Annotated in this window: 17 protein-coding genes; 8 read left to right on the top strand and 9 right to left on the bottom strand. The window is 46.5% G+C overall.

Translation table 11 applies throughout. The features are described 5' to 3' along the window. Positions 1-13: 13 nt before the first annotated feature. The gene (locus tag U1I11_RS12030; protein ID WP_322906374.1) at positions 14-961 is read right to left on the bottom strand and encodes a phosphate ABC transporter substrate-binding protein; all 948 of its coding nucleotides are present in this window, start codon (positions 959-961) and stop codon (positions 14-16) included. A 240-nt stretch (positions 962-1,201) separates the two neighbouring features. Here U1I11_RS12030 and dcuS point away from each other — a divergent pair, with 240 nt between their 5' ends. From dcuS to U1I11_RS12050, 4 genes are all read left to right on the top strand, one after another. Next, positions 1,202-2,797 carry a DcuS/MalK family sensor histidine kinase gene (gene dcuS / locus U1I11_RS12035; protein ID WP_322906375.1) on the top strand — a complete coding sequence of 532 codons (1,596 nt, stop codon included), beginning with the start codon at positions 1,202-1,204 and terminating at the stop codon, positions 2,795-2,797. Beyond that, positions 2,798-3,508 carry a response regulator gene (locus tag U1I11_RS12040; RefSeq protein WP_322906376.1) on the top strand — a complete coding sequence of 237 codons (711 nt, stop codon included), beginning with the start codon at positions 2,798-2,800 and terminating at the stop codon, positions 3,506-3,508. A gap of 343 nt (positions 3,509-3,851) precedes the next feature. Beyond that, positions 3,852-5,216, top strand: a complete 1,365-nt coding sequence (locus U1I11_RS12045; protein ID WP_322906377.1) for a 2-hydroxycarboxylate transporter family protein — start codon at positions 3,852-3,854, stop codon at positions 5,214-5,216. Positions 5,217-5,288: 72 nt separating this feature from the next. Beyond that, the gene (locus U1I11_RS12050; protein ID WP_322906378.1) at positions 5,289-5,573 is read left to right on the top strand and encodes a hypothetical protein; all 285 of its coding nucleotides are present in this window, start codon (positions 5,289-5,291) and stop codon (positions 5,571-5,573) included. 317 nt (positions 5,574-5,890) lie between these two features. On the opposite strand, the gene U1I11_RS12055 is transcribed toward U1I11_RS12050, so the two are convergent. Together U1I11_RS12055 and U1I11_RS12060 are read right to left on the bottom strand one after the other, a co-directional pair. Continuing rightward, the gene (locus U1I11_RS12055) at positions 5,891-6,745 is read right to left on the bottom strand and encodes a manganese catalase (RefSeq protein ID WP_322906602.1); all 855 of its coding nucleotides are present in this window, start codon (positions 6,743-6,745) and stop codon (positions 5,891-5,893) included. A 656-nt stretch (positions 6,746-7,401) separates the two neighbouring features. Next, positions 7,402-8,499, bottom strand: coding sequence for an AI-2E family transporter (locus tag U1I11_RS12060; RefSeq protein WP_322906379.1), 1,098 nt, complete (start codon positions 8,497-8,499; stop codon positions 7,402-7,404). Positions 8,500-9,052: 553 nt separating this feature from the next. Between U1I11_RS12060 and U1I11_RS12065 the strand changes: the two genes are divergently transcribed. After that, complete coding sequence (locus U1I11_RS12065) at positions 9,053-9,997, top strand: aldo/keto reductase family protein (protein ID WP_322906603.1); 945 nt, start codon at positions 9,053-9,055, stop codon at positions 9,995-9,997. Between the two features lie 340 nt (positions 9,998-10,337). On the opposite strand, the gene U1I11_RS12070 is transcribed toward U1I11_RS12065, so the two are convergent. The 6 genes from U1I11_RS12070 to U1I11_RS12095 form a co-directional block, all read right to left on the bottom strand. After that, a complete protein-coding gene (locus U1I11_RS12070) occupies positions 10,338-11,321 on the bottom strand; it encodes a glycoside hydrolase family 43 protein (protein ID WP_322906380.1) in 984 nt (327 codons plus the stop codon). 45 nt (positions 11,322-11,366) lie between these two features. Continuing rightward, on the bottom strand, positions 11,367-12,782 hold the full coding sequence (locus U1I11_RS12075) for an arabinan endo-1,5-alpha-L-arabinosidase (RefSeq protein ID WP_322906604.1): 1,416 nt from the start codon (positions 12,780-12,782) through the stop codon (positions 11,367-11,369). Between the two features lie 33 nt (positions 12,783-12,815). Beyond that, positions 12,816-13,658, bottom strand: a complete 843-nt coding sequence (locus U1I11_RS12080; protein ID WP_322906381.1) for a carbohydrate ABC transporter permease — start codon at positions 13,656-13,658, stop codon at positions 12,816-12,818. Positions 13,659-13,684: 26 nt separating this feature from the next. Further along, on the bottom strand, positions 13,685-14,575 hold the full coding sequence (locus tag U1I11_RS12085; protein WP_322906382.1) for a carbohydrate ABC transporter permease: 891 nt from the start codon (positions 14,573-14,575) through the stop codon (positions 13,685-13,687). 118 nt (positions 14,576-14,693) lie between these two features. After that, a complete protein-coding gene (locus U1I11_RS12090; RefSeq protein ID WP_322906605.1) occupies positions 14,694-16,037 on the bottom strand; it encodes an ABC transporter substrate-binding protein in 1,344 nt (447 codons plus the stop codon). A gap of 133 nt (positions 16,038-16,170) precedes the next feature. Beyond that, a complete protein-coding gene (locus U1I11_RS12095) occupies positions 16,171-17,100 on the bottom strand; it encodes an arabinan endo-1,5-alpha-L-arabinosidase AbnA (protein WP_322906606.1) in 930 nt (309 codons plus the stop codon). A 468-nt stretch (positions 17,101-17,568) separates the two neighbouring features. On the opposite strand from U1I11_RS12095, the gene U1I11_RS12100 reads away from it, so the two are divergent. The 3 genes from U1I11_RS12100 to U1I11_RS12110 all read left to right on the top strand — a co-directional run bounded on the left by U1I11_RS12100 (position 17,569) and on the right by U1I11_RS12110 (position 20,093). Further along, positions 17,569-18,486, top strand: a complete 918-nt coding sequence (locus tag U1I11_RS12100; RefSeq protein ID WP_322906383.1) for an ArsR/SmtB family transcription factor — start codon at positions 17,569-17,571, stop codon at positions 18,484-18,486. A 420-nt stretch (positions 18,487-18,906) separates the two neighbouring features. After that, the gene (locus U1I11_RS12105; protein ID WP_322906384.1) at positions 18,907-19,302 is read left to right on the top strand and encodes a Fur family transcriptional regulator; all 396 of its coding nucleotides are present in this window, start codon (positions 18,907-18,909) and stop codon (positions 19,300-19,302) included. Then, a complete protein-coding gene (locus U1I11_RS12110) occupies positions 19,278-20,093 on the top strand; it encodes a winged helix-turn-helix transcriptional regulator (protein WP_322906385.1) in 816 nt (271 codons plus the stop codon). The genes U1I11_RS12105 and U1I11_RS12110 overlap by 25 nt, the downstream gene beginning before the upstream one ends. Positions 20,094-20,160: the final 67 nt, after the last annotated feature.

Genomic DNA, 20,160 nt, shown 5'->3' on the forward strand with positions numbered 1-20,160 from the left:
TGGAAAACAAGACTTATTTTTGAGTTACTTTGCCAGCTTCGTCACGTTCTACTTTCATGCCCGAAATTGGGATGTAGCCCAGTTGTGTTACATCGTTCTTTTGTACGTCATCGCTCATCATGTAGTCGAGGAATGCTTTAGTAGATGCATCCGGCTCGCCTTTTGTATACATATGCTCGTAAGCCCATACTGGATATTTACCGTCTTCTACGTTTTGTACCGTTGGTTCTACGCCGTCATAAGCAATTTCAGCTACAGTGTCATCCAGGTAAGACAGTGCCAGATAACCGATAGCGCCAGGTGTTTCAGCGATCAGCTTTTTAACCGTACCGGAGGAATCCTGTTGGATCGAACCTGGAAGGTCTTCTGTTTTTACGCCAAGTGCGTATTTCTCGAAAGTTGCACGCGTACCGGAGCTGCTTGGACGGTTGATAATAACGATCTTTTGGTCAGCGCCGCCAACTTGTTTCCAGTTGGTTACTTTGCCAGTGAAGATATCAACGAGTTGTTGCTTGGTCAAGCTTTTTACGTTAGCATCTTTGTTAGCAACCGTTGCCATAGCGACAACCGCTACCTTGTGGTCAACGAGTGTAGCTGCTTGAGCAGCATCCAGCTTTTCAGCAGCGAATACATCGGAGTTACCGATCGTTGCTTGACCTGCGGCTACTTGAGTCAGACCAGTACCGCTACCACCACCTTGTACTTGTACAGAGATGTTGGAATATTTGGAGTCTGCCATGAACTTTTGTGCGACTTGATCAACCAATGGTTGCAGTGCAGTGGAACCTACAGCGAGAATTGAAGCACTTGCGGAAGTGTTGGTGGAACCCGCTTCTTCCGAGCTACCGGAACCGGATGAACCTGAACCTGTAGTAGTGGTGCCGCTGTTCGAAGATCCGCAGGCTGCAAGCACCAGGATCATAGTCAGCGTGATAAGCATGAGTGGCAGTTTTTTAAACATTGGTAAAGTCTCCTCCCCCTAATTAAAGGCGCAATACTTGTATGTTTTTGTTGATCACAAAACCTAGTTTAGGATTCCAGTGTTAGCTTTAAGTCGTAGTTTTGTAAACTCTGTATTAAAATTTTCAGAGAATGTTTACGTTGTGTAAGCAGAAATCGCTGTTTCTTCTTTATAAAAAAGTTAGCATCCTATTCGTACAGCATACGTGTTATGATGCAAAAAACGTTTGAGGTGAAGTGGGTGAAAAAGGCAATCCGCCTGCGTTTGCAGACGACGATCACATTGCTCGTCTGCCTTGTCGTTGCTGTTGCACTGCTCTGTGTGTATGTGCTGTACAGCATCGAAGTGTCCGGACAAACCCGCGCAGCGTTGGAACAGCGGGCGATCGCCATCGCGCGTACGGTTGCATATACGCCGCTTGTGTATGAAGCGCTGGATGGGCAGGTCGATCCTCGGCAAGTGCAGACGTATGCAGAGCATGTACGGCGTACTAATGGAGTGGAGTTTGTCGTAGTGATGAATATGCAAGCTATTCGGTTGTCCCATCCTGATCCTACGCAAATCGGCAAGCATTTTCGCGGTGGGGATGAGGTGTCAGCGCTGCATGGGCATGAATCGATTTCGATCGCCGTCGGCTCGCTTGGACGTTCGATCCGGGCATTTGAGCCGATCTTTGACGTGAAAGGGAAACAGGTCGGTGCGGTAGCTGTCGGCGTATCGATCGGTACATTGTTGACGGCGGTGAATGAGAACAAATGGATTTTATACTGGGGCATTGCGCTTGGTGCGCTGCTCGGTACGATTGGTGCTGTGCTGCTCGCTCGTCAATTTAAACGATTGATGTTTGGCATGGAGCCGGAGCAGATCGCCCGTCTGCTAGAAGAACGAAGCGCGATGCTGCAATCCGCCAAAGAAGGCATTTTATCGGTCGATCAGCGGTTTCAGATTACGCTTGCCAATGCCGAAGCGAGCCGGTTGATCGGAGCGGCTGGTGACAGCGATGCCGATGAGCGGCGCTTTCGCGAGTTTTTGCGGGCGTTGCAGATGGAGCGTGCGCTCGCAGGTGAACCGCTCAAAGATGTGGAAATCGCTACAAACGGGCACACGTTGCTCGTCAATGTGGAGCCGATTCGAGTGAACGGACAGACCGAAGGCGCGATTGCAACATTCCGCGATATGACTGAGATTAGCAGGCTGATGGAACGTCTGTCTGGCATTTCGCTATATGCCGAGACGCTGCGCGCGCAGACGCATGAATTTATGAATAAGCTGCATATTATGATGGGATTGCTGCACATGAAACAATATGAGCGGTTGGAAGACTATTTGCGCACGGTCGTGCCCAACTTACAACTGGAAGCGGGTACGGTACGTCAGCAAATTAAAGACCCTGTCGTGGCAGGTTTTTTAATCGGCAAATTAAGCCGTGCGCGCGAGTTACAAGTACGTTTGACACTGCGCGATGATACGTTGTTGCCGGAAGCTGCTGATCCGCATGTCGCTCATGAACTCGTAACGATCGTTGGCAATTTGCTGGAAAATGCGCTGGAAGCGTCGCGTCAGGCAACAGCGCCAGCGATCGAGCTGGGATTTGATTACAATGACGAGGAACTGGCGGTGACGGTAAGCGATAACGGCACCGGCATTCCGACAGCCGTGTTGGAGCGAATGTATGAGCAAGGCTTTTCTACAAAAGGCGATGATCGTGGAATCGGATTGTATTTAGTACGTCGCGGTGTCGACAAACTTGGCGGCGATATTAATGTCACCAGCAGCGAGGTGGAAGGTACGATGTTTGAATTGACAATTCCTTATTTTATCAAGCGTGGTGATTAGATGATTAATGTACTGATCGTAGAGGACGATCCGATGGTGGCGGAGATGAACAAATTTTATCTCGGTCAAGTAGCTGGTTTTCGCTGTCGTGGCTGGGCAAGTTCAACCATACAGGCGCTGGAGTGGCTACAACAGCCGGAACATAGTATCGATCTCGTATTGCTCGATATTTACATGAAGGAACAAAGCGGTCTTGATCTGCTTGCCGACATTCGCCGTGCCCGCATCGAAGTCGATGTAATCATTATTTCGGCGGCAAGCGATAAGACGAGCATCCGTTATGCGCTGCAAAATGGAGCGGTTGACTATTTGATCAAGCCGTTTGAGTTTGACCGATTGCGAGCCGCATTGTCCGCTTATCGGGAACGGCATTCGCTGCTGCACGATCATACGAGTCTGGCACAGTCTGAGCTTGATTTGCTCACTCAACCGAGTCACAGTATGGAAAAAACAGCGCTTGGCAAAGGGCTGACCCGGGTTACGATGCGGCTCATTTGGGAGGCGATTGGCATGCATAAAAGCCCAGGCTTTTCTAGCGAGGAAATCGCTGGGCAGACCGGATTGTCCCGTGTATCGGTAGGGAAATATTTGACGGCGATGGAGGAACTGGGCGTGCTGGAACTGGAGACGACGTATGGCACTATTGGACGCCCGGTCAAACGTTATCATATTGTCTCCGGTGCGGAGGCAATGATCAGCAAGTATATTTGAGTCGTGTTTATCGAGATGTGTCCGCTTCCGCTTATCGCTTGCGCGAACAGCCAGTCGTTGCCGGAACGTATTCAATTGCGTCCCGATCTAGTTTGAACATCAAATAGCTATTGTAAACAAGCGCCTGCATACGCTGTATGGCGCTCGTTGTGATCGGTTGTTCACAAAAAAGAGCAGCGTACCATTTTGCAAACGTCCACTTGAATTCACTTTAAAAAGTTTAAAAAAGATATCTATAATTAGAAAAATATTAAAGCGCTTTCAAGCCAATTAAGATAAGGAGGTAACGAGCAAGCAGATCATATACAAAGAACGCTTGCTTGATGAAGGAGGTAAACAAAAGATGGAAAAGTCAATCCAGCATCCGGTTCACACTCATGTGGAGCAAACACAGGTGGCAGCTAACAAAGGCAAGCTTCCAGCCTGGCTCACACAGCTTAGACAGATTCGAATCGGAGCGATTCCGCTACCGTTATATGCACTGCTGGCAGTGATCGTTTTTGCCGCAGCAGAACTGGGCAGTCTGCCCAACGATATGATCGGTGGGCTTGCGGTCATTATGGTGATGGGCGTACTGCTCAGTGAGCTTGGCTTTAAAATGCCGCTGCTCAAACATATCGGCGGTCCGGCGATTTTGTCGCTGATGATTCCTTCGTTTCTCGTCTTCTGGCATGTGCTGAACCCACCGGTCATCGACTCGGTGAAAACGCTGATGAAGACATCCAACTTTTTGTACTTATATATATCCTGTCTCGTAGCAGGCAGCATTACCGGGATGAATCGCAAAACATTAATTCACGGCTTTGTCCGCATTTTCATTCCGATGATCGCAGGCACGTTAGCAGCAGTTGCGGCGGGTTTGGCTGTTGCGTTGCTGTTTGGTTATACCGCTTATCATGCTTTTTTCTATATTATCGTGCCGATCATTGCAGGCGGTGTAGGTGAAGGTATTTTGCCGCTGTCACTTGCATTTTCGCAAATTCTCGGTGGCGAGTCGGCAGGCTATGTGGCACAGATGATTCCGGCGGCGGTGATCGGCAATGTGTTCGCGATTATCGGTGCAGGTGTTTTGAAAAAAATGGCTGACAAAAACAGTTCCATTACTGGCAATGGTGTACTTGTGCGGGAGAAAGACGGCAAAACGATGAGCGGTAGCGTGTATGACGGGCTGAAGCCTGATTTTGCGCTGATGGGTGCAGGGTTGTTGTTTGCTTGCGGTTTGTTTATTACCGGGCATCTGTTGTCGCCGTTTGTCGGCATTCCGGGTCCGATTTTGATGATCTTCGGTGCGGCACTGCTCAAAGTAACGAATTTGCTGCCTAAGCAAATTGAGCAGGGTGCCTACCAGCTTTACAAATTTGTCTCCGGTACGCTGACATGGCCGATTATGGTCGGGTTAGGCATTTTGTACATCCCGCTTGGCGATGTAGCGGCGATTTTGTCACTGCCGTACATTCTCGTCTGCGCTTCCGTCATTATGGCGATGATCGTTAGCGGTTATATGGTCGGCAAATGGGTGCGCATGTACCCGGTTGAAGCAGCGATTGTGACCGGTTGCCGCGGCGGTCTGGGCGGAACGGGTGACGTAGCGATTTTGTCCGCTTCCGGACGGATGGAACTGATGCCATTTGCGCAAATTTCGACCCGTATTGGCGGTGCGTTAACCGTCGTGATCGCTACATTGCTGCTGTCGATATGGGGAGGGTAATGGAGCGTCAGTGATCGTTTAGAGCGTCTATGAACATTCAGAATAACCTATTCATTTGCGGAGGCAATAATCATGGGAATACTCGGGGATATCATTGAACTGCAACAAGGCGGCAAAATGGAGACGTTGCTCAAGCATCCGCTCGCTACTAAAGACGATTTCGCTAAAGTGTACACGCCAGGAGTAGCGCAAGTATGCGAAGAAATTGCCCGTAACCAGCATAAAGCGTACGAACGGATGGCAAAAAGCAACACGGTTGCTGTCGTATCAGAAGGTACGTTGGTCGTCGGCTGTGGCAATATTCATTTTTCCGGAGGCGGCGATGCCAGCTATGCAGGGCAAAGCGATATTGTTTAAAAGGTTGGCGGGATGAAACGGGAAAATATGGCGTCCCTGCACTGCTTTAAGTTGGAGGCTCGTCTGCACATCTTAGTAAACGTAGCCATAATCTATGAATAAAAACATAATACAAAAAGCAGCCGCGTTCCCAGCATATATCAAATGCTGAGCATGCGGCTGCTTCTTTGTGAATCCGTTTGGTGACTGGATTCATATCGTTACACGGCATTATCAATAAGCTATCGCCTATCGTTTACCGTGATACGATAAGCGCTATCTAAGCATACAAAGTACGGAGCACTGAAGCAGCGTACACTATCGTATGGATCGCCCGCTTATTTGCTTAATGTGCCGACATTAATAATGCTTGGTGCTTGTTCTGCGCGAGAGTGCATAATGTCCGGTGCCGGTTTCAAAATCGGAGCCTGTCCGTATGCTTTTGGTTGTTGTACATATTCAAATGTACCTGTACCGTCCATCGATGGGCCGCTTGCCCAGCGTCCGGCTGCGCTTTCCTCACCGCGCGAGAAATTCATAAACTGATGCACAACTTCGCGTTTTTCCAATTCTGGCGGGAAGGAAGCCGGTGTAATCGTACCTTGCTTCGCTTCAATTTCGGAAATGGCAGCAAGCCACTGGTTCTGGTGCATTGTATCGCGTGCGATCATAAATGATAACAGATCGCGTACACCTGGATCGGTCGTCTGCTCATACAGACGGATCACCTGCAAGCGTCCTTGTGATTCGGCATTTAGATTAGCACGGAAGTCGGATAGCAGATCGCCGCTGGCGACGATATAACGCGAATTCCACGGATAGCCTACGCTATCGGACGGCAGCGCCCCGAGGCTGGATACGATCGCATGTTGCGGGTTCATACCGCCAAGCACCGCGCCAATCGCCGGGTCTTTGGCAGCCGCTTCCACTTGGTCGAGTGGAGCATCGTCGAGCAGTTGTGCAATCATCGTAGCTAGCATTTCGACATGACCGATCTCCTCGGTGCCGATGTCGAGCAGCATATCACGGTATTTACCGTCTGCGCGTGTATTCCAGCCCTGGAACAAATATTGCATCATCACGGACATTTCACCATATTGTCCACCAAGTACTTCTTGTAGCTTACGTGCATAGACGGGATCAGGGCGATCCGGTTTGGCTGTGTATTGCAATTCTTTAATGTGAAAGAACATCATGTAACGCCTCCTTATACTGGATGATGTCGCTTGAAGTTAGGTTAGGATTTGTACTTTTGTTGCGGTTTCACTTAAAGTTCGCTTTGTGTTAGCGGTCGTAGTGTTGGCGGCATAACATGATGACTTTGATCTATTATGTTCACGGAACTTGTCCGTCTTTGTCATAGCACGATGGAACTGAATAAAAAAGCGCGCTATTAACAGAGAAAATAACAGAGAAAAGATCAAACGACACAAGCTGCCAGCTAAGCCAACACAGACTGCCTAACTTATATGTTATTTTTAAAATTGCAGTTTAAGCGTATATCCACAACAATGCTTTCCACGGAAAGACTCGTCACGATGGCCATCGCATAACCCTATTAACCATATCATTTCTGAGATAACCGCATATTTGCTACAAAATTACATTTTATAGTAAAAAATAGGGTAAGCACGCTTTTAGCCGAAGCGAACATAAAATACCGAAGTGACAATGAGCTAGCTCGGTCACTTCGGTATCGGTATAGATCGTAAATTGCTGATTAAAATATCGACTATCAAACGTTTAGCCGCTCACTATTAGCATACATTGTATGTCAATGGCTAGATTAGCGATGCTAATAAACAGCATATGATCATCTGTTCATCGTATGGCAACAGATGTTGCTCAGCTACTGTAGTTCACTGCTTACCTTTTGTTTTAAATACATACGGTACAAATGCACGATGCTAATTTTGGCTGCCATATAAATCGGAATGACGAGCAGCATGCCAAGAATACCGCCCATATCGCCGCCGACAAGCAACAATACGATAATCGTAAACGGATGGATATCGAGCTGATTACCGAAAATGATCGGCTCCAACAGATTGTTTTGGATCAATTGCGCCACAATAACGATAACGATCGACCATACACCCATCATTGGCGACTCGATCAAACCGACAATCGCCACCGGTACAGCCGATAAAATCGCCCCGATATACGGAATAAAATTCAGGAAAAAGGCGAGAAACACAAGCAGCAACGAGTACGGCAGATCAATGATCAAAAACCCGATATATAGCAGCACACAGAGCGCAAAATTGACAAGCACACGACCCGCAATAAAGCTGCTCAGCGCATCATCGATTTCATCCAACATCAGTTTGCCGTCTTCGCGGTATTTGCCTGGGAACAATTGCTGCAAACGAGTAGCGAGCTTGCGATCGTCTTTGAGCAAATAATATAGCATAATCGGAACGGTAGCGACGACGAGCACAAAGTTCGATACAAATGAGAACATACCGGAAATGTGCACAGACAGCCAATCAAACACCGTATTCAAATACTCGGTTAACTTTTGCAGCATTTCCGAGCTGTCGCCATTGCTGCCAGCAGGCATAAACTGTTGCACAAACGGTTTCTGTTCCAGTAGTTGCACTTGAGCGATAATGCTGCGCGTAAAATCTGGCGCGCTCGTAATAAAGCTTTTCACTTGGTCACGCAGCGTCGGCCAGCCAATAATGCTGAATATGACCAAAATGACAATGACGAGTAAATACAGCAGCAAAATCGACCAGGAACGCCGCAGCTTTTTCTTTTCCAAATAATTAACGAGCGGGCGTAAAGGATAATACAAAAACGCTGTAATTAACAGCGGTACAATCGTCAAGCTAATGAGCGAGCGAATCGGCACAAAAATAAAATCGACCAATGTGCCCAAATAAATAATGAGTAAAACGAGCGCAACCCCTGCGCCAAGACGAAAAAAACGGTTCTGCAGCATGCGAAAAATCCCCCTTGAATGAAGTAAGGTGTACGAATAGTTGAGGCTAATAAAGGAATAGTTAAAACGATACAATAGTTACCAATACGTTCGCAGACATGACAAATAGTATGGAACTTAGTCGATTAGACGCTGTTATATATGGTGTCGTCTTAACCTATACCACTATACATATAGAGAGGCATCGTATATCGCATGCTATGCAAGCTGTGGTAGTGATCTGTTAGATTACGCAACTGGCATACATATTCATTGATCTGATCATGCAACAAAGGCAATTCAATCGTTTCCAAGCTTCAGTAACATATGCTTATATACATATAAACACAAGCATCGCTTGCCTAATCGCCACCAGCCGCTCTACAATGAGAAACAAGAAACAATAGTTGCTGTAAGCGTATACTTACTTCGATTAGCTTGTCTTATGTGCAGTCGGTCGATCTAGCCATCGCTTGCTGATGAATACGTTAAGGTATACATGCTAGTATGATGCGAGCAGTGCTTACATCTGCAACTAATTTAATTACATATATAGGAGGGAAAAGCAATGACAATGAACTACAGAAGACTCGGTGGCAGCGGACTCAAAGTAAGCGAGATTAGTCTCGGAAGCTGGCTGACATATGGCGGTTACGTTGAGCGCGACAATGCGGTGCAATCGATCCGTCGTGCGTATGAACTGGGCATTAACTTTTTCGATACTGCTAATGTGTACGAGCGTGGCGAAGCGGAAAAGGTCGTTGGTGCAACACTGCGTGAATATCCACGCGAATCGTATGTGCTCGCGACAAAAGTGTTTGGCAATATGGGCGAAGGGCCTAATGACCGCGGGCTGTCACGCAAGCATATTGTGGAACAATGTCATGCAAGCCTGAAACGACTCGGACATGAGTACATCGATCTGTACTACTGCCATCGCTTCTCTCCGGAAAGTCCAATCGAAGAAACATTGCGCGCGCTGGACGATCTGGTGCGTCAAGGTAAAGTATTGTATGTAGGCGTAAGTCAATGGACAGCCGTGCAAATGCAGGCGGCGATCGGTGTGGCGGATCGTTATTTACTCGACCGCATCGTTGTGAACCAGCCGGTATACAATATGTTCGACCGCTATATTGAAAATGAAGTGATTCCACTCGGTGAAAAATACGGTATCGGTCAAGTCGTCTACTCCCCGTTGGCACAAGGTCTGCTGACTGGCAAATACACGTCCACCACCGACATCCCGGCAGACAGCCGCGCCGCCAAACTCGGCTGGGACGACAAACGCATCGACGCATCCCGATTGGAACGAGTACGCCAGTTACAACATATTGCCGACGAAGCAAGCCTGTCACTCACACACCTCGCCCTCGCCTGGATTTTGCGGCAGGATAATGTTGCCAGTGCACTTGTTGGCGCAAGTCGCCCGGAACAGGTCGAGCAAAATGCAGCTGCATCAGGAGTGAAGTTGAGCGGTGATGTGGTGGCGGCGGTGGAGCAGGTGTTGAGTGGGGAATAACGTTAATAGTTGGACGTAGATTCGGATAAGATGAACTGGATCGTTTATCCATTTGGCTCTATGCTAAATCTCATCCATATACTGTTTTGAAAAAGAGCTTGAACTGTTTGCTTTAACAATCAGTCCAAGCTCTTTTTATCATGCCCATTATGTAGTTACATATTTTATAAAATGGATGAACGATGTAGGATAAGCAAGTAGCAACCTTATAGTTTTTAAACGGAGGAGGTGAGTACCATGCTTAATACAATATGCTCAATAATAGAGATGAAAAAAACACCTTCAACAACGATCCTTTGCGCATCTAGACAAAGGTTCATATCGTTGAAGGTGTACTTATTTAGTTCACTTCCACCTCAGCTCCAACCTCCCCATCCGGCACCGGCACACCAAAATCCGGTGTACCATCTTCTTTCCAGCGAATGACCTGTGCACGTGTATGGCGGTTCGGGTCATATAGCGGGTCACCCTCAATTTCCTTATAGTTCCGTGCATGATAGATTAGAATATCGGTTTTACCGTCAGGTGATACGGTGAAGCTGTTATGTCCGGGGCCGTATTGACTGTTCGTTTCGTTCGTTGCAAAGACAGGCGTCGCCGATTTTGTCCAGCTTGCCGGGTCGAGTGGGTTAGCGTCTTCGTCTGCGGTGAGCAAACCCATGCAGTAATGATGATCGGTAGCGCTGGCGGAATAGCTAATAAATAGCTTGCCATTGCGGTGCAGCACAGCGGCGCCTTCATTGACTTTAAAGCCGATAATTTCCCACTCGTATTCCGGCGTGGCGATCATAACCTGTTCCCCACGCAGTGTCCACGGATTTTCCATTTCAGCGATGTACAGATTGGAATTGCCGACGATATCCGGGTCTTTTTGCGCCCAGACGAGGTAACGGATGCCTTTGTGTTGAAACGTAGTCGCATCCAGTGCGAATGTTTCCCATTGGGTACGAATTTGTCCTTTTTCCAGCCATGTGCCTTCCAGCGGGTTAGCGGAATCGTTCTCGAGTACGTACATACGGTGGTCGAACAAGCCGTCGTTCGTTTCGGTCGTCCAGGCGGCAGCGTAGTAAATATACCATTTGCCATCGATATAATGAATTTCTGGTGCCCAGATGTTGGCGCGGTTCGGTGGCTTTGTCCATGCGGTTACCGGCTCGGCTGTACGCAGTTGTTCCAACGTCTCGGCACGGCGAATTTCAATGCGATCGTATTCAGGCACAGAGGCGGAAAAGTAATAGTAACCATCTGTATGACGGTACACCCACGGATCGGCACGCTGCTCCAAAATAGGATTGTTAAAGTGGATCGAACTCGAGTTGCTCATCAAAGAAGTCCCCTTTCAAAATGAGTGTAAATAGCCATGCTGGGCTTACTTGCTCGCCGCCTTAATTTGCTTGCCCCAAACGGCAATACCATGATCGTTCATGCCTGTCATCACTAGCGCGGGCTGGCTGCGTTCCCAATCCCAAGCGGGTAGCAGCTTCATTTGTGCGGTCGAAGCGCCGCCCCACGGACTTTCAGTCCATGTCATTGTAATCGTCTGCTTGCCGTCAAATGTCCAGCTGCCGGAGCCGTTGTCAGCTTGCAGCTTGCCGTTATTCGTTATCGTGTAGGGCACAGACTGTATTTGTCCGTTGACAGACGGATCGATGGTCATGCCTTCCCATGTACCGGCAAGCATCGCTTTGGGGATCGGCTGCTCTTGTTCGCCAGCATAACGTTCCGGCGAGACGACAGGCCAGCCGTCATTTGTCCACAACATTTTGCGCACATGTAAGTAAGGCCAATTTTTGTCGGTTTCGCCGCGGGCATGGTGCACGATGTAATAGTTGTCGCCGTCTTGCAGCACCGAATTATGACCGGGAGCAATCCAGCCTTCGCCTTCGCTGAACCGGTAACCACCGAGTATTTTGGTGCCAACTTCATATTGTGGCAAATGTTCTGTAGCGAGCATATTCATGCCGTTGACGTCGGTATAAGGGCCGGTAATGGAGTCTGCCCGTGCAACACGTACGTTGTAATCTTCAAACAATGAATCATAGGAGACGAACAGATAATATTTGTTGAAGGTCGGATTGTATATGATGTATGGGCCTTCTACCGCACCGTCTGCGGTAGCGCGATCGCGGGCGGCGATGCGTGTACCGTAGCCGTCCTGCGCCAATTTGCCAGTGTCCGCATCAAGTGGAGCGATATAGATGCCGTCAAAAAACGATCCATACACGATCCACATCTTGCCATCAGCAGCGACGACCGGGTTGGCATCGATCGCGTTCAGACGATCTTTTTCCTGTCCGGCGGTTTTTACGACTAATCCTTGATCCGTCCACGGGCCTTCCGGCGACGGCGATGTTTGCAAGCCGATTGCCGACTGGGTGCTACCAAAGCTGGAAGCCGAATAATACATCCGGTATGTATTGCCGACTTTGATCACATCCGGTGCCCATAAATTAACGGCATTTGTCCAATGCAGTGCTGCCTGCGGAATACCTGCCAGCGCCTGCCCTACCCATGTCCAGTTGATCAGGTCATTCGATTTGCGTACCATTACGCCTGGTTTCGGTTCGCCGGCGACACGCACATCGGTAGAATAGACATAATAGCCTTGATCGGTTTTAATAATGGCGGGATCATGAGCGTTGTTAACCGTCCATTTGGATTCATCGTTCAAAATGGACGTGTCGTACAACTTTGTATCTGATGGAGCTTCTGGAAATGAAGGTTTGCGTACAGGTTGTTCATCATTGGCACAGCCTGTCGTGCCGACGAACAATAACAGCACCATCGCCGCCAAACTTTGATAACGGTTCATACGCATTTATCCTTTCACACCGGAAATTGCCACCGACTCGATAATTTGTTTTTGGAACACTAGAAAGACGATCAGCACCGGCAACAGTGCGACGATCGATGCCGCCATAATGAGCGGATAATCGGTCTGAATCGCATAGGTGGCGTTAAAATTAGCGATCACGAGCTGCAATGTTTGTACTTCCGGTGAATTCAAATAAATAATCGGTGCCAAATAATCGTTCCAGATGCCCATAAACCAGAGGATTAGCTGTGCCGCTACCGCAGGCTTGATTAGCGGGAACGTAATGCTGGAGTACAGACGGAAGTAGGAGCTGCCGTCGATTTTGGCGGCTTCGATAATCGCATCCGGTACGCTCGTCAAATATTGGCGCAGGAAGAAGATCATAATGATGTTGCCGAACAGGCCGGGGACGATCAACGGCAGCAGCGTATCGACCCAACCGAGCTTGGAAAACATCATAAACTGCGGAATCATTACCGTTGGATATGGAATCATAATCGCGCTTAGCAACAGCAAAAACAGTTTACTTTTATACGGAAATCTTAATTTGGCAAACGCAAACGCCGCCAGACTGGACGTGAATGTACCGACAATGGTCACACTGATCGCTACGATCAGACTGTTTTCAATACCGCTAAGTAATGGGCCTGCTTCCCAAATCGCTTTATAATTTTCGAATTGAAATACTTTAGGAATCCATACAGGAGGAAGGGCAAATACATCCTGCTTTTCTTTTAACGATGTCGATAACATCCAAACTAACGGGGCGATCATCGCAATAGCACCAATCGAAAGGATTGTGAATATAATCGAATTGGTTAACTTTTTTTGGAAACTATAGGACATGTTGAGTATGCTCCTTTCCTGGTTGCTTAATCTCCATCGTAGGCAGATCGTTCGTTGATTTTAAATTGAATCAAAGTGATGATAAAGATGAAGATACCAAGAATTAATGCCATTGCGGAGGCATATCCCATTTGCAGATTGCCAAATGCTTTTTGCCAAATGTAAAACACAATGGATGCTGAAGAATATTCAGGCCCACCTGTAGGGGTCATAATGTTCATTTCGGTAAAAATCTGGGAGCCGCCGATAATATTCGTTACGATAATGAAAAAGGTTACCGGTTGTACCATCGGCCACGTAATATGGCGGAAAATTTGCCAGCCGTTCGCTCCATCCAATTCGGCTGCTTCATAATAAGTGCGCGATACACTTTGCAGTGCAGCCAAGTACAACAGCATCGTATAACCAAGACCTTTCCAGATCGTCATTAAGATGAGCGCAGGTTTGACCGTTTCTTTATTAGCGAGCCAGTTCGGGCCATTAATGCCAAACAAAGCTAGAAACTGATTGACCAATCCATAATCGCCGTTGTACGCCCAGTTCCACATAATCGATACCGCAGCGAGCGAGGAGATGACCGGAATGTAATAAATGACGCGAAATGTAGTCGTGCCCGGAATTTTACGATTTAGACCGAGCGCTAGCAGCAAGGCAAGCACCAAGCCGATCGGAATGCCGAGCATCAGAAAAAACGTATTGTACATCGCTTTGTAAAACAGATCGTCAGTCAGCAAATCTTTGTAGTTTTCCAGACCGATAAAGTTCATTTGTCCCAATCCATCCCAATCTGTAAACGAACCATAAAACGAATACAGAAACGGAAGCAATACAAAGATGACAAAGCCGACTACCGGAGGCAAAATAAACAAATATCCGTACAGCTTTTCTTTGCGGTACAAACTAGATTTAGTATGCATGTTGGTCACCCCTGTTTGTAATATGAGCAGGTGGGCGATATGGAGCTTTCCAATGCTCGTATCAATTTTGACAAAACAGGCGCCAGTAGCAAAAGTAGCCGCTGCTGGCACCTATCGCTTATTTGCTTTGGGAACGTTGTTCTTGTTCGATCGCTTGATCAAGCAGTTTTTGCATTTTGGGCTGTTCTTGTGCAACATAGTCGCTGGCGGTCATTTTGCCGTCAAGTACCGGTTGAATATCGGTGAAGAACAGGTCATACCATTCGGAATTGTACGTATAGTTAGGTGGCAATGCGCGTCCGTAGTCTTCGATAATATCAAGGAACTCTTGTTTGTTGGCAGGTTTGGTTTTGGTATCTTTTGCCCATGTTTTCGCCATATCGATCAAATTCGGAATTTGTACTTTGGCATCAACAAGTTGTTGCATGCCTTCTTTGGAAGCGGTCAGATAAGCAACGAGTTCAGCCGCTTCGGTTGGATATTTGGTTTTGGAAGAAACACCGATTCCGAGTGAACCGACCCATGTTGCCGGTTTGCCAGTCGAGCCTACCGGGAAAGGAATCAAATCATAATCGAATGGCAATTTCTCAAATGTACTCATATCCCACGGGCCGACAGGGAAAAATGCCATCTCACCTTTCATCCAGCGCTGGTACGTATCCAATGTTTGTGCTTCTGTGATCGAAGGAGTGATTTTATATTTGTTTTGCATATCTGCGAAAAATTGCAGTGCTTGCGCAAATTTCGGATCATCGATCGTTACTTTTGTTTTTGTTTTGTCTAGCCAGTCCGCACCATTGCTCCATACAAACGGTTGCAGTGTCCATTGCACGTTGAAGCCGGTTCCAAACACATCAGGTTTGCCATCTCCGTTCGTATCCCGGGTTGCTTGCTGACATATTTTAATAAATTGTTCCCAAGTGTACGGCTTGTTCGGATCAGGTAAAGGCAATCCTTCTTTTTCGAACAATGTTTTGTTATAGCCGAGTGCAAAAGGACCTAAATCTTTAGGCATTCCGTACAGATCGCCTTCACCGACCATTTGACCGTTATAACGATACAGATCAACGCCATATTTCCAAATATCGTTTAAGTTCACATCTTTATTTTTTTCGATATATGGTGTCAAATTGAGCAGCACTTTACTGTTTACATACGCTTTCATATCGCCTGGTCCAAAATAAAATACGTCAGGCACACGGTTGCCGGTAATCGCTGCTCGCAGCTTAGTTGAATATTGGTCTGGCGTAGTGACGATAATTTTTACTTGAACATCCGGGTGTTTAGCTTCGAATGATTTGACGACGCTCTCATACGCTTTTTGTTCATCGGTTCCGCCACGGAACATAAACGTTAGTTCTTTTTTACCGTTGGCGGAACTTCCGCTGCCGCAGCCTGACAGCGCTAATGCACTAATGAGCATGAGTGCGATACAAATGAGCCAGCTTTTTTTGTGAACCATTTTGTTAAACATCATATGACCTCCTGAGTCTGTATATGTAACCGTATGCCATCGATCGTTATCAACAATATAAACGGGATCAAAATTGCATCATACATGATAATTAGGCTACAATTTTGATCCCGCAGCTTACTTAATAGGTAGGCCAGCCTTGCGAATCCCAATATAGATCATTAATTAGCAATTTGGGATTGCCATTATCTTTAGCATCATAGGCATGACGGGCGATAATATTGCCATTGTAAATGTCTTCGCCGCCTGGACCTTTCCATCTGTCATTGCCTGCATCAAACAGCGTATAACCGCCATCCAACATGCGCACCCCATTTTTGTCTACATATGGGCCTGTAATGTTAGTGGAACGTCCATAAACGATTTTGTAAGTGCTGTTCACGCCTTTGCAGCAAGAATCGATCGAAGCAAACAGATAATAGTAACCGTTATGGTACGTAATGCTTGCGCCTTCAATCGCTCCATTATTATTCGGACGCGCCGCGATCGAGATAATCTGTCCGTCCGGTTTCATGGTGCTTTTGTTCAGTTTTACAATTTTGAGACCGCTCCAAAACGAACCAAATGCAAGCCACGGATTGCCTGATTGATCAATGACAAGATTCGGATCGATCGCATTGTAGTTGTTAGATGACGTACTTTGAATTACCAATCCTTCGTCTTTCCATTGTCCAGCGCCAATGCTGCTCGCACTCGCCAGACCGATTGCGGATGTATTATCGCCAAATGAGGAGATGGAGTAATACAGCCACACTTTGCCATTGTATTGATGTACGTCCGGTGCCCATACATCGAGCTTTTTATGTTTAGGTACAGCTTGTGCCCACCATGACGGTTCTTCTAGGAAAATTTGCGGTGCACGATACCAAGAAGTACCATTGTCTGATTTTAACACTTGTAAACCTTGACCGGTGGAAAAAGTGTACCAGGAATTGCCTTCTTTAATAATCGACGGATCATGTACACCAGTATCGCCAGACAAATTCCAAAATGCTGCGTTTACTTGTGACTGACCGACAACTAACAGGGTAATTGCAAGGACGAGCGGCAATGCAGTGCGAATCAATCGAAACGCTTTGCGATTACGCAGTTTTTTCAAATAGAACGCCACCTCTCGGATAAAATATTTTCATTTAGATAAATATAAAACAGTTTAGGTATACACATATTATAAAAGCGTTTTCATTAGATTTCAATGGTATATTTTAAATTTATTTAAATTATTGTTCCTACTGGCTATTCGCTTGTTTAAACGAACAATCATACCGTACTTTGCAGCGAAGTATGAATATCCGTTCTCGATATCAATCTGCTTAAAGACGATTGCAGCAACGTATAATCGATATAATCTACCGTAAACATCGATTGCAACAAACTCGCTTGTCATTTTGTAGAAACGATACAAACAGTTTCTTTTTGCTGTTATTTAGTATTTCTTTCTCGTTCATGATATTTTATAATTATTTAAAATAAAGCAAACTGTATTGCCCATATAAAAGGTGAAGAAGGGATACAATCTATGATATATATTAAAGATTTGATGTCAGGCGTTAATATTTTTAAGGCACTCAGTTCGGAAATTCGGATTCAAATTATCGAATTGCTGGCTCAAAATCAAAGTTTAAATTTAAATGATCTTGCGACAAAGCTAGGGCTAAGCAATGGTGCGATTACGATGCACATTAAAAAGCTGGAGGAAAGCGGACTGATCGAAATTAATACTGCCGTCGGCAAGCATGGGATTCAGAAAATCTGTTATTTGAACGAAGAAAAGTTAATGGTCGATCTGCGGACGAAAGAAATTCACAATCGGTATGAGGTCGATATTCAGGTTGGTCATTACAGCGATTATCAGGCGGCACCTACTTGCGGTCTTGCTACTCGTGACAGCATTATTGGCGAGTTCGATGATCCGCGCTATTTTGCCGATCCGCAGCGTATTGATGCTGAGATGATCTGGCTGAACGAAGGCTATTTGGAGTACCGGATTCCGAATTATTTGAAGCCGAATCAAACGTTTAATGAAATTCAGCTTTCGATGGAACTTTGCTCGGAAGCGCCTGGTTTTTGTGACAATTATCCGTCTGATATTTACTTTTACGTCAATGGCAAACAAATCGGTTTTTGGACAAGCCCCGGCGATTTTGGCGATACCCGCGGTACGTTCAATCCGGACTGGTGGCCGCCGCATCTGAATCAATACGGAATGCTCAAACTGATCCGCATTACACAGGAAGGCAGTTATATTGATGGTTGCCGTATCTCGGATGTGACGCTAAGCGATATCGAACTGGATTACAAAAGCAATATTCATTTCCGCATCGCCGTAACGGATGGGCCTGCCAATAAGCGCGGGCTAACGATTTTTGGTAAAAATTTCGGCAATTACGGGCAAAATTTGCTGGCACGGGTGCTGTACAATGTACAGGATGAGTAGTTGTAATCATCATGTTCTCGCTGGAGCCTACAAGTCTGTTTTGAGTATTATAGGTGCAGTGTGAGTAGTTGTGATCATCATGTATCGCATTTTGAATGCACGTAGACAATACAGTCACATACTGTTCGATAGGAAACGATATAGGGTAAATAGAACATGTAAAAGGAGTGCGATGCAGCGCTCCTTTTGGTTTAAAATGTGATCTGGAAATGGGACGGAACATTGTGCTGCTATACAAATATGTAAAAATTGCGTGCATGATCCTCAAACGATTTGAAAATGCAAGCACGGATGCAATTGGGAAGTGGATCGTACACTTAAATTCCTGAGAACGATTATCACTTTAATTTGTAAAGCTATTGACCCGGATTTGAAATGGATTTATACTTATTCTAAAATCAAATTAAGGGAATGATCCATGTGAAAACCATCAATCTGACGACACAGCGTAAAGCTGTATATGATATCGTCTATCATGCTGATGATCACCCGACTGCCGCTGACGTCATGAATCGGTTGGTAGAGCGTGGTCATAATTTCGCTTATGGGACGGTATATAATTCACTTCGATACTTGACTGACAATGGATTAATTCGTGAATTAAAGCTTGGTGAAGCAGCTAGCCGTTACGACGGTAAAATGGATGATCACCAGCATATTGTGTGTGAATTATGTGGTCGTGTCGATGAAGTCATGACCGGAGCACCGCTTCAATGGTATGCAGATGTAGCGGAGGAGACAGGGTACGATGTTCACCATGCACATGTTGTATTTAAAGGAGTGTGTACTGAATGCAAAAACAAATCGAAAAAGTAATTGAGAATGATTATCTTTCTAGTTCTCGTTCTACGCTGAACTGGGGAACAGTTACTGATGAAGTGACCGCAGAATCGATGGCGCTTGCTTGTCCGGTTACACGCCGCGTCGTAATCATTAGCCCGGCTCCAAGCCGTGTGCATGAGTTGACCCGTACATTATCGGACAGCTGCTTTGATGTGATGGTATTTCATCGCTGGGAAAATAGCGGTTCCGGTGCGATCAGTGCAGACCTTTACATTTTCGACATGATCTCATCAGCAGGCAGCAGCGACATTGAGCTTGCCAAGTCACGTATTAATGAGAATGATTCTCATGTACCTGCGATTTTTCTCGTACGTGAGGAGATGCTTGCATTAGGTATGAAAGAATGGACGGAAGAAGAACTGCTCGTCTGGCCGATGCGTCCGCAAGAAGGGCTATACCATGTCGAGCGTGTCATTCGCTCCAGTGCTAGTCGTCCAGTCGCGCCGGCAGCCGATGATGCGCAGCATCGCATCGTATTCAAAGACCTGTGGATCGATCGCAAAAAAATGACGGTGTATCGTGGTCAACGCCGGATCGATTTGACTAAGACGGAATATGATCTGCTGCAAATGTTAGTTGAAAGCGAAGGCGGCGTATTATCGCGTGAGCAATTGATGAGCGAAATTTGGGGCACGCAATTTTTTGGCGGTAGCAATGTGGTCGATGTGCACGTCAAAAGCTTGCGCAAAAAGATTGGTGACAATGCGTCAGCACCGCAATACATTGCCACCGTGCGCGGCGTAGGTTACCGTTTGGCTGATTGATGATAGGTTGAATGAAGCAGACGGGCTGTAGTTTGCGGTCATTCCGAGCTTGTTTGCATGTGACGGC

This window comes from Paenibacillus campi, from assembly GCF_034659835.1.
GTDB lineage: Bacteria > Bacillota > Bacilli > Paenibacillales > Paenibacillaceae > Saccharibacillus > Saccharibacillus campi.